Here is a 10,770-nt window from a genome sequence, read left to right as displayed (position 1 = left end):
GGCCTGTAAAAAATATTCCTCCGAAAAATTTAAATTATGCCGGATATAAGATATTCTTGCAGGCCTCCTTTTAACATCAGATAGAAAAATGTCTTAAACTTCCCGGGAAATTTATTGGAATACTGCCGGTTTAAGTTTGTATGCCTTTGATTATGCCATACGTTGATACCTCTATATCATTTTTCCCCTTGACTTTTCAGAAAAGTACTTTTACATTTTAATAATCTGTCACAGGAGAAAATAATGGCTCTTAAAAAATGGATATATATTTCTGTTGCTGCAGTATTTTTTGCATCTGCTGTTATACTGGCTGTTACAGCCGGCCTTGTCAGGTGGAGGAAAAAAGCAAATTATCCCCCCTCCTCTGCTTCCATAACAGCACGCAGCTCAATCAGGTTTGTTCTTAAAGACACTAATTCCGGAAAATCATCAGCAGGCAAACCCGCAGATATTACGGAAACAGATAAAGGAAAGTACAAAAGTTATGTCAGGTTCCGTACAGAAGAACCTGTCAGCGGATTTATTGCATTTCAGAGCTCTCTGGACAGGTACGGTTTAAACATTTCAGATGTTGCCATGCTGTTTCCGCAAACCCGGGTTACTATCTCTGTTGACAGCATAAAAAACAGAAGCACATCTGTAAACATTGGAAGGATTGTGTCAATTACTGTCGGCAATGTTGTTACAGCTTCATTTATGCTTAATAGTATTGATTTCAGCTTTGATTATCAGAACAGCAGAATAATTTCAGCAATAGGCGTTGCTGAAGTTGATTTTCAGGAGAATCAGAAACCGTCAGATATTCTTCACAAACAGCTCTATGAAGGGTTTTTACAGGATTCAGAAAATTATAAATCAAAGCTTATAATTAAAACTTCAATTCCCGGAAACACTGACAGCAAGGAGCAGCTATTGCTGATAATTGACGAAATTTCATACAAAGTCATATAGGACAGTATTATGCGAAGAGTATTTTTTATTCTCCTTACAATGGTTTTTGTACTCAGCTTCTTCTTTCTTGATCCTCTGAAAAACGCAAAAAAGAGAGAAGCAGAAAAACTTTACAAAGTTTCAGCTTACGAAGAGAACTATCTTAAAGCTTCTGATACTCACCAAATCTTTTACGAGCTTAGCGGCAGCCCGAAAGGCATTCCTGTTTTTGTGCTGCAGACAGATCCGGGCCTGCCTGTTTTCAAAAAACTTAAAACATTTTTTAATCCTCATGACTTTCTTGTTGTTACGTTTGATCAGAGAGGTTCCGGAATGTCCCTGCCCCCTGGAGAAATCAAAAAAAACACGACTCAGGATATTATCAGTGATATGGAAAAATTAAGAGCACACTTAAAACTTGACAAAATAATACTTTTCGGCGGATTCTGGGGAGCAGGCATCGCACTGCTCTATGCGGAAAACTATCCTGAAAATGTAAGAGGTATGGTTTTATGGTCATGCTTTACAGGTACTTCTGATGAGATAGCAAATATCTATTACGGCAGTGCAGAACAATTTTTCCCTGAAGCACATAAAAAGCTTTTACAGGGCCTTGATAATTCTTCAAAGAGCAGCCTGCCTGAAATTCTGACAAACGGCCTTTTAAAAATGAATTTTAAATCAAGAGATCAATACACAGAAAAATGGATAGAGTACTGGTTAACAATTACAGGTTCTACTCCGCAGTTCAACCCTCTTTCCGGCCTTAATAAAGCCAAAATATATGCATTTGCATTGATTGAAAATTTTTACATGGCAAACAAATGTTTCTTAAAAGGAGATCCTGTTCTTGAAAATATCACAAAAATCGAAAATAAGCCCATATTTATTATAAACGGAAGATACGATGTCATAGCTCCTTCTGACAGGGCAGCCGTTATTAACCGGCATTTAAAAAATTCCAAACTTGTAATTATTGATAACAAAGGCCACTGGCCTGATTCCGATGATATGAAAAAAGCAATTGCGAAAGGACTTAAATTTGTACGGTCTTCTGCAGGGAAATAGGATTTTCAATTATATGCTTAATGAATAGGGTAATGTTGAAATGTTAGAATATAGAAAACGGGGAGGACTCTATGTTTTACAGAAAATTATTTCTATTCGTCCTTGTATTGCTGACTTTCTCCTGCAGGGACAAATCGTCAAATCCGGGAGATGAGCAGCCTCAAGTGACAGGCATCATGTATCAGGTGCCGGGATGCCAGCGTAATTTATTTAAAAAAACATCATCTGTTGATACATGCTTTTCGTACAGTTTTACAGACTCTCTGAAAATTGATTTTTGTGTAAGCGCCAATTGCTGCCCTGACAGAGAACGGTTCTCTCTGAATTATAAAATTGAGACAGACACAATATTTATTGCTGCCGAAGATACTGCTGCTGATTTATGCGACTGCATTTGTCCTTATATAATACATGCAGAGTTTTCCAACCTGCCGCTTGGAAGATATATTGTGTGCTGTAATTATAACAATAAACTTATTTATAAAAGGGTTGTAAAAAAACAGCTTGACTTGAATTAAATATTTTTATATATTTCTCAACTTGAAAAATTATTGACTTTAAAAATGAGAATAAGATGATTCACCTTACAACACGACAGAATATTATGGGCATGCGTAGGTCTGCGGAATTCATTGCGGGATTTATGCCATAGTATCTGTTTGTGTATAGATTTTTAAAAAGCCTGCGATGAATTTCGCAGGCTTTTTTTATTTATAAGCTCAATAGATTTTTTAACAGAGGATAAAAAATGCGGTGGCAGAGACACCATTTTGAATACAAGGATACAATTGTAACCATTTTGAGTAAACCGGAATTCTTTGATGTTGCGGAAAGAAGCCTGATTGAAGATAGAAGCCTGGTAGAATCTACTATTAAGAGAATTCCTGATTTTAAAACATCACTGAGTCCTGTAAAAACCGGCCTGGTTTCAAAAAAAATTATAAGGCGAATGACAGACGCAGCAGGCCTTGCAGGAATCGGCCCTATGGCATCTGTTGCAGGTGCATTTGCAGAAAATGCGCTGAATGCTGTTATTAAAGCCGGGTGCAGCGACGCTATTATTGACAACGGAGGCGACATTGCACTATTTATTAAAGAGCCTGTTCATGTCGGAATCTTTACAGGCAGCAGAACAACATCAGGGCTTGCATTCTATATTGAACCCAGGAAAAAACCTTTTGGCATATGTACCTCTTCAGGCATTGTAGGGCCCTCGCTTAGTTTCGGCAAAGCCTCGGCAGCTACTGTGATCTCTGAAAATACAGCTCTTGCAGATGCTGCTGCCACTGCTCTCGGCAACAGGATAAACTCGGAAGAAGATTTAAATTTCTGTTTTGATTTTCTTAAAAATATCAAGCAGATAGAGGGAGCGCTCGCAATCTTCAATGATAAGATCGCTTTATGGGGAAGGCTCCCGGAAATCGTTAGTTCAAAAATAGATAAAAAGATAATAACATACGGACATTTAAACTATTCCATTTCAAAAGAAAGGTGATTAATGATTGTAATGAAATTCGGCGGCAGTTCCTTAAAAGACCCTGCTTCAATTTATCATGCAGCAGAAATAATAAAAACGAGTAAAATTAAGGAGAATAAAAATGGCAAAAAGTTACGAAGAGATCAATGAAAAAATAAAATCCGGTAAAGCAGTCGTACTTTCCGCTGAAGAAGTAATAGAAGCAGTCAAACAAAAAGGCCTGAAAAGGGCCGCTCAGGAAGTTGATGTTGTAACTACCGGAACTTTCGGAGCAATGTGTTCATCAGGAGCTTTTCTTAATTTTGGACATTCAAAACCAAAAATCAAAGCTGCAAAAGTCCAAATAAACGGAGTTGAAGCTTACAGCGGTATTGCAGCGGTAGACTGCTACATAGGTGCAACTAAAAGAAGAGGAAATGACCTGTACGGCGGAGGCCATGTGATTCATGATCTGGTATCAGGAAAAGAAGTTGAAGTATTTGCCGAAAGTGACGGAACCGACTGTTATCCGAATCAGAAAATCAAAAAAAGAATGGCTCTTAAGGATTTTCCCGATGCGTTTCTTTTCTGTCCGAGAAACGGATATCAAAACTACAACTGTGCAGTTAATATGTCATCAAAAACAGTGTACACATACATGGGCGCACTTAAACCTGATATGGCAAATGCTTCCTATTCCGGTGCGGGCCAATTGAGCCCTCTTATGAATGACCCCTATTTTAAGACAATCGGCATAGGAACCCGGATATTCCTTGGCGGAGGTATAGGCTACGTTGCAGGCCCTGGTACTCAGCACAATCCTTCTCCACAGCGGGGCAAAAACGGTGTGCCTGTACGCCCTGCAGGCACTCTCGCTGTTACAGGGGATTTAAAACAAATGTCAGGCGACTTTTTAAAAGGAACATTCTTTAAAGGATACGGCCCGACACTAATGGTAGGGCTCGGTATCCCCATCCCAATACTAAATGAAGAGATTCTTGGATTTACAGCAGTAAGCAACAAAGATATTATTGTACCTGTTGTAGATTACGGATACGATTATCCCAACGGAATCGGAGGTGTCATAGGAGAAGTCACTGTTTCCGATATTGAGGAAAAGGAGATTTTGGTCAAAGGAAAGAGAATTCCGTGTGTACAGCTCTCAAACATAAAAAAGGCAAGGCAGATAGCTGCAACTCTGAAAAAATGGATAGAAAACGGTCAATTCCTGATTTCACAGCCTGCTGAGCTGATACCGAGCAGCAGAGACGTTGCATAGGTTCTGATTTGGTTATTGAATCCACTTACATCCCAGACAAAGAATTCAATTGACTATTTTACCAGAACTTGTTATTTTACAAAATAGATAAGAAACAAAATGTCCACAATATACTCTTTGGAGTAAAAGCCATGATCAGCAAATCACAGAAAATAAGATTAGGCGTATTTTTTACAATCCTTGTTTTTCTGACAATATTAATATTCGTCCTTATCATTGCTCCCAAAATGTTTCAGGATAGAGACATCTACTATATCGGATTTAAAGACGTTTCCGTAGCAGGGCTGCAGGAAGGAAGCAGCGTTAAGTATCATGGGCTTACAGTCGGCTTTGTAAATAAAATTTCAATTGATCCGAAAGACATTACCCGTGTTATTGTTGAATTAAGTCTTGAACCCAGACTCCCGATAAAAAATGATACAAAAGCAGAAATGTTTTACATCGGTATTACAGGGCTTAAGGTCATTGAGCTTAGAAGCGGCACCAATGAAGCTGAAAATTTAAAACCCGGAAGCTTTATTCAGGCAGGGAGATCAATTGCAGAATCAATAACAGGCAGGGCTGATGTCATTACTGAAAAAGCGGAAATAATTTTAAACAACATTGCTAAACTTATTAATGAGAAAAATACCGAACGATTTCTCGGGATGGTAGAGAATACATCTATCTTGATGAATGAAGTCAGTAATCTTCTACAGCATAACAGAGATGCGCTCAATACAACAATAGCAAATACCGAACAGATTTCAGGAGACCTTGCTGCAATGTCAGGCAGGATGAAAAAAGTTGTGGCAGAATTTGAAACCTTTGCAATGTCTGATTCTTTAAAACAAGCTCTTGGTGATTTTGCTGAGATTGCCAGCGCTTTAAGACAGGCAAGACTTGTACAGCTTATTCGTGATATGAATATTACGTTAAACAGAGCTAACGGGATTTTGAAGGAAATCGAAATAAATGTTGCCAAGGGAAGCAGTAATCTTGTATATTCAGTTGAATCCATGAGAGAGAGCATTGACTATCTTAATCAGTTTTCCCGAATGATCTCTGAAGATCCCTCGGTAATTATCAGAGGTACAAAACCTAAAAACGCACCAGATTATAAACTGGGGAAATAAAATGTCAAAGGCGAAAAATATTGCAATTGCTGTGTTCCTTTTAATTGCAGTTTTGTCCGGATGTACACGCCGGGTCATGATACGTAGGTACTATTTAATAGAAATGGACCCTGCAGAATTATCAAAAATTGTAAAATTTACAAAATCCGTTGACCATTCTGTTAATGTTCGTGATTTTGATGTTGACAGAGCTTACCGTCAGACCAGTATTGTTTTACGATCAGACACACATGAGCTTAATTACTATTTTTACCACTACTGGGCTGTGCGCCCGGGGCTTGCAGTTGCTGACATGGTCTACAGTATTGTGGATAATTCACGGTTATTTAAAAACTGTTACAGAGGATTCTCATATAAACCAGATTTTGTAATTCGGGGCCATATACAGCAGATGGAAAGAGTTCAGGTAAAAAAAATTGTTTCAGCTCATGTCAGGGGGATTATTATTTTAGATAATACTGAATCAGGAGAAACAATTCTCCGCTATGATTTTGATAAAATTGTCGGGTTGGGCAATAAAAATGATATGAACTCATTTGTATCAGTGATCAGCGGCATCCTTTTTGATGAGACTAATGAATTTCTAAAAAAATGTGCAGCACATTTTAACATAGACCAGCCGAAAAATGACTAATATAAAATTTTTACAATCAGAAATTATTATTTCCGGAGATTTCATTATCTCCGAAATTTCCGAAATTGGAGATAAACTTCTCTCTTTTGTACGCAAATATCAGGGAAGAGGATTAACAATCAATATCTCTGCTGTTGATAGGATAGACAGCAGCGGTGTTGCATTGTTGGATGAGTTAGGTTCAATAGCCGAAAATAAATCTTTTAATTTGGTTATTTACGGAGAGAGTGAACACATAAGAGAAACCAGAAAAATATTTTCGTCTGAATCTGTATATTTAGAAAAAAGAGAGAGGTTCTCGTTTTTTTATATAATTGGTGAAAAAGTTGAGGAAACATGGCAAAATATAAAGGACGCCTTTATTCTGACAGCAGATGCATTCTTTTATGCTGCTACCGGACTAGTTAAAAAACAGGGCATGCGCAAGGGAGAATTTCAGAATCAGTGTATGCTCCTGGGGATGAATAGTCTGCCCATAGTAACAATCCTCGGATTTCTGATAGGTTTTATATTAGCTCTTCAATCCGCTGCACAGCTTAGACAATTCGGAGCAGGAATCTATATTGCAGATCTTATAGCCATATCCATGACCCGTGAGATGGGCCCGATTATGACAGCAATTGTTTTTGCAGGAAGAAGCGGCTCATCAATAACAGCGGAAATTGCAACAATGGTTGTAACAGAAGAGACTGACGCATTAAAAGCAATGGGATTAAGTCCTGTTAAATATGTTCTTGTACCTAAAATTTATGCAATGACTGTCAGTGTTCCTCTTTTAACTGCTTATTCTATGGTAATAGGTATTTTAGGAGCAATGCTTGTGGGAGTAACCTACCTCGACCTTGGTGTGGAGCCCTTTTACAATCAGGTACTGCATGCACTTATAATCAAAGATGTAATTACAGGACTTGTAAAAAGTGTTGTATTCGCATGGATAATAGTAATGGTCGGAGCCCACTTTGGTTTTCGTGTCAAAGGCGGAGCAGAAGGTGTAGGCAAGGCCACAACCGCCAGTGTAGTTGTCTCTATTTTTCTTGTGATCCTTGCAGATAGTATTCTAGGCCTGATTTTTTACTTCGGAAAGGGAATAGAATTTTAAAAAATCAATTGCAGTTTGGACTTATCAATCGAAAGATATGAATTTTATGAATGAAACAGATTCAAATCTTCTTGTTGAAGTTATAAATTTAACAGCAGGTTTCCAGGACACTAAGGTTATTCGTAACGTGTCCATGACTGCACCCCGTCATCAGATAACTGTAATTATAGGGTCAAGCGGATGCGGAAAAACAACCCTTGTCAAAAACATACTGCGCTTATATAATCCATGGTCAGGTATTATAAAAATTTTCGAAACGGACGTGACCAATCTCGATGAAACAGAATTAAGTGATATCTTAAAACATATAGGAGTTCTTTTCCAGAATGGGGCACTACTCAACTCTATTACAGTAGCAGAAAATATTTCAATCCCTCTTGAACAGCATACTAACCTTCCATCTTCAATAATTAACCGGCTTGTTCATGTTAAGCTGGGGCTTGTGGGTCTTAAAGGTTCAGAAACTAAACTTCCTTCAGAATTGTCTGGAGGAATGAGAAAACGTGCTGCTCTTGCGCGGGCTATTGCACTTGATCCTCCTCTGCTCTTTTGCGATGAACCTTCCGCAGGACTTGATCCCATTACTTCTGAAGCCCTTGACAGGCTTATTTTGAAGATGAGAGACGAACTGGGAATGACAATGGTCATTGTATCTCATGAAGTTGTAAGTATAGAACGTATTGCTGACAGAATCGTTTTTCTTGATAATGGAGAGGTGCTTTTTGAAGGCACTATTAAAGAGGCAAAGAAATCCGGTATAAAGAAAATTGACGAATTTTTTAAAAAGGGTACTAACAGTCCTGTAAAGTAAAAACACTCCATTCATTATTCATTCAGTTTATTAATATAATTGATTATCTGTGGAATCAGATTTGAAATTGTTCCGGCATCTTTAAAAGCCTGACAGGTTTCGCAGAAATCTAAGGCCTTTAAAAGTAACATATTTTATTGTTCAGTATAATTAATAACAACTTAGCCGTATTCCGGCATTACTGTTATTGCTGTTTTATTTTACCAGCACACATTTTTTTACTAATATAGCTTCTGCTGACTCCATTCTTATAAAATAAATTCCTGATGCTGTTCTTGAAGCATCCCAATAGAGTGAATGCTCCCCTGCTGGCTGCCGGCCTCTGATAAGTGTCTGAACTTTTCTTCCGCTCATATTATAAATACTGATCCTGACATCCGCTGCACGGGGCAGGTTATAGCGGATCGTAGTGCCAGGGTTAAAGGGATTTGGGTAGTTTTGTTTCAGCTGATATTGTTGAAGCATGACTATTGGAGTCTGTATCGCATCCGTGACTAAGCCGCTGCCGTACCAGAACCCGGCCTGAAGAATATATTTGGAGTTGTCTGTGATGCCTGTAAACGTCTGTCCCGCTGTTCCTTTTACTTGGTGCTGGGCGCAGGCAATATTGATGGGTAGATTCTTCAGAATTTCATTAAAATCATGTATAGAATACGGCGACCGGAAAAAAATGAACAATACATTTCCATCTTTATTCTGCCCCAACGCAGCTTCACTCCACTTTTTATCCTGCTGTGGCCATCTGTTTGAAGCTGGCCGTTTAATCAGCCGAAGATTTTGGATTACCGTATGGTATTTATCGATAATATCAGTCGTGTTATGTTCATCAATGTCAAAAATATAAAATGGCGTTTCAGTTGTATCCTTCCGGGTGAACGCTGCAAACGATTAGTATTTTGAATTAATTGTCCCGTTGTTTTCATAGTCATTGCTCTTCATATAGCCGACATTGGCTTTCCTATCCATTTGATACATACAGCCTCAATTTTTTTAAGTTTTATCGATGAATGTCCATATTTAAGAAGTCATTAAATAATAGTGACAGAGAGCGTGGCGCCAGAAAAAAAGACCGGGTTGTTATCCGCTACACAAGGCAAATTTGGTCAGGTATGTATTTCTACAAAATTCAAATGGGTGAATTTAGCGATATTAAGAAAATGATAAAATTGGAATAGCCTGAAAAAAAGGGGGCAGACCCCGGTTGTTGTTGATTTTTTCACGGCATCACCGGGTGTCTGAAATCTACGGTGGTTTTGTCGGGTTAAATTTTGCCAGGGCCAGGCCGCGATTTAAAGAACGATAGTAATTGCGATACTTAAAAAGTTCATAAAGTTAAAAGTACTATCTATACGGTCTTTATACTTTATGAACTTTCTGACTTATGCCGCACTTGTAATCAAATCAGCCTCATATTCAGGGAACATAATAATTGCAGGGTGTATACCAAAGGCCTTTGCCAGCTGCACGGCTCTGTGTTTGCCGATTTCCACTTTATCATTTTCGAGCATACTGATGTTCTTCGCATTGATCCCGGAGCGGGCAGCTAATTCTTCCTGGGTCCATCCCTTAAGTTTACGCAGCATCCTGATTGCTTCACCTGTTGTCAGATCTACATATTTTTGTGAAGATATGAATTTATTCTTATTTATTTTCATTTCCCACCTCTCAGTATTCATGGGGGTTAATTTCTAAGACGTAAATTGTAATGATGTTTTTATTAACAATATATATTACTCGATATTGGGAATTTAATCGTGAAGAGCGCTGCCCTTCACGTGCGCCTTTAAGTCTTTCATCGTGAAAACCGGGGAATTCACGCAGTTTATCCGGGCCATGCCGAAATACAATATCCTTCCAAAGTTCATATTTCTTTAATACTTGTTTGGGCAGTTTCCTGCAATTCTTTCGGATGTTTTTATGTTCGAGTATTTGCCACACATTTTAAAGTAAGTTATTAAAATTAATAAGTCAAGCTTTTAATGTTAGACCAGGTTTGATTTTGATCGTTCAGGGGCTGGGCCCCTGCTTTGAATGCCTGTTTTTAATTTGATGGATTCCGGATTAAAAATATGATACTGATTGCAATAGCGATCCAGATGCTGATATTCAAAAAATTGGAAATTCATCCCCTGGAAACATAAATAGTGAATAGGCTCTAATCCTTTAATTTGTTGATATAATTTACAGTCTGTGGAACCAGATTGGAAAGTTTATCCCGTAATTCAGTATATTTCGGTTTGTTAAGTAAATTTCTTTCATGTGCACGATAAATCCAAAGCTCTGTCTCTTTTGCTGATGATAATGCGTATCTGAAAAACTTAGCCTGATCTTTCTTGCTGTTTCTGTAATATCCTTCTATCATTGTTGCTGCTATGCCG

The 10,770-nt window shown here is 38.2% G+C and carries 12 protein-coding genes; 9 read left to right on the top strand and 3 right to left on the bottom strand.

The window, feature by feature from the left end; genetic code table 11:
* The first annotated feature begins 243 nt into the window (after positions 1-243).
* From J7K93_10645 to J7K93_10605, 9 genes are all read left to right on the top strand, one after another.
* Positions 244-951: a hypothetical protein gene (locus J7K93_10645; protein MCD6117463.1), complete on the top strand. Its 708-nt coding sequence runs from the start codon at positions 244-246 to the stop codon at positions 949-951.
* A 9-nt stretch (positions 952-960) separates the two neighbouring features.
* Positions 961-1,998, top strand: coding sequence for an alpha/beta fold hydrolase (locus J7K93_10640; GenBank protein ID MCD6117462.1), 1,038 nt, complete (start codon positions 961-963; stop codon positions 1,996-1,998).
* 71 nt (positions 1,999-2,069) lie between these two features.
* Complete coding sequence (locus J7K93_10635) at positions 2,070-2,516, top strand: hypothetical protein (protein ID MCD6117461.1); 447 nt, start codon at positions 2,070-2,072, stop codon at positions 2,514-2,516.
* 230 nt (positions 2,517-2,746) lie between these two features.
* A complete protein-coding gene (locus J7K93_10630; protein ID MCD6117460.1) occupies positions 2,747-3,493 on the top strand; it encodes a UPF0280 family protein in 747 nt (248 codons plus the stop codon).
* A 103-nt stretch (positions 3,494-3,596) separates the two neighbouring features.
* Positions 3,597-4,733, top strand: a complete 1,137-nt coding sequence (locus tag J7K93_10625; protein MCD6117459.1) for a homocysteine biosynthesis protein — start codon at positions 3,597-3,599, stop codon at positions 4,731-4,733.
* A 131-nt stretch (positions 4,734-4,864) separates the two neighbouring features.
* Entirely contained in the window at positions 4,865-5,848 is a 984-nt protein-coding gene (locus J7K93_10620; GenBank protein ID MCD6117458.1) for an MCE family protein, read from the top strand.
* Position 5,849: 1 nt separating this feature from the next.
* Positions 5,850-6,482, top strand: coding sequence for a hypothetical protein (locus tag J7K93_10615; protein ID MCD6117457.1), 633 nt, complete (start codon positions 5,850-5,852; stop codon positions 6,480-6,482).
* Positions 6,475-7,581 (top strand): MlaE family lipid ABC transporter permease subunit, encoded by a 1,107-nt coding sequence (locus tag J7K93_10610; protein MCD6117456.1) that lies wholly within the window; start codon positions 6,475-6,477, stop codon positions 7,579-7,581. Before J7K93_10615 ends, J7K93_10610 begins: the two co-directional genes overlap by 8 nt.
* A 46-nt stretch (positions 7,582-7,627) precedes the next feature.
* Positions 7,628-8,392, top strand: coding sequence for an ATP-binding cassette domain-containing protein (locus J7K93_10605; GenBank protein ID MCD6117455.1), 765 nt, complete (start codon positions 7,628-7,630; stop codon positions 8,390-8,392).
* Positions 8,393-8,587: 195 nt separating this feature from the next.
* On the opposite strand, the gene J7K93_10600 is transcribed toward J7K93_10605, so the two are convergent.
* The 3 genes from J7K93_10600 to J7K93_10590 form a co-directional block, all read right to left on the bottom strand.
* Complete coding sequence (locus J7K93_10600; GenBank protein ID MCD6117454.1) at positions 8,588-9,097, bottom strand: T9SS type A sorting domain-containing protein; 510 nt, start codon at positions 9,095-9,097, stop codon at positions 8,588-8,590.
* Positions 9,098-9,771: 674 nt separating this feature from the next.
* Complete coding sequence (locus J7K93_10595; protein ID MCD6117453.1) at positions 9,772-10,047, bottom strand: helix-turn-helix transcriptional regulator; 276 nt, start codon at positions 10,045-10,047, stop codon at positions 9,772-9,774.
* A gap of 500 nt (positions 10,048-10,547) precedes the next feature.
* Positions 10,548-10,770: four helix bundle protein (locus tag J7K93_10590; protein MCD6117452.1), on the bottom strand; the 223-nt coding region annotated here is incomplete at its 5' end.

This window comes from bacterium (assembly GCA_021158245.1).
Lineage (GTDB): Bacteria > Zhuqueibacterota > QNDG01 > QNDG01 > QNDG01 > QNDG01.
This window is presented reverse-complemented; position numbering and strand designations above follow the sequence as displayed.

Coding starts and splice junctions, on each gene's coding strand:
- J7K93_10595 (MCD6117453.1), bottom strand. CDS start 10,047: ATGAAAATAAATAAGAATAAATTCATATCTTCACAAAAATATGTAGAT.
- J7K93_10645 (MCD6117463.1), top strand. CDS start 244: ATGGCTCTTAAAAAATGGATATATATTTCTGTTGCTGCAGTATTTTTT.
- J7K93_10635 (MCD6117461.1), top strand. CDS start 2,070: ATGTTTTACAGAAAATTATTTCTATTCGTCCTTGTATTGCTGACTTTC.
- J7K93_10620 (MCD6117458.1), top strand. CDS start 4,865: ATGATCAGCAAATCACAGAAAATAAGATTAGGCGTATTTTTTACAATC.
- J7K93_10625 (MCD6117459.1), top strand. CDS start 3,597: ATGGCAAAAAGTTACGAAGAGATCAATGAAAAAATAAAATCCGGTAAA.
- J7K93_10610 (MCD6117456.1), top strand. CDS start 6,475: ATGACTAATATAAAATTTTTACAATCAGAAATTATTATTTCCGGAGAT.
- J7K93_10615 (MCD6117457.1), top strand. CDS start 5,850: ATGTCAAAGGCGAAAAATATTGCAATTGCTGTGTTCCTTTTAATTGCA.
- J7K93_10605 (MCD6117455.1), top strand. CDS start 7,628: ATGAATGAAACAGATTCAAATCTTCTTGTTGAAGTTATAAATTTAACA.
- J7K93_10630 (MCD6117460.1), top strand. CDS start 2,747: ATGCGGTGGCAGAGACACCATTTTGAATACAAGGATACAATTGTAACC.
- J7K93_10640 (MCD6117462.1), top strand. CDS start 961: ATGCGAAGAGTATTTTTTATTCTCCTTACAATGGTTTTTGTACTCAGC.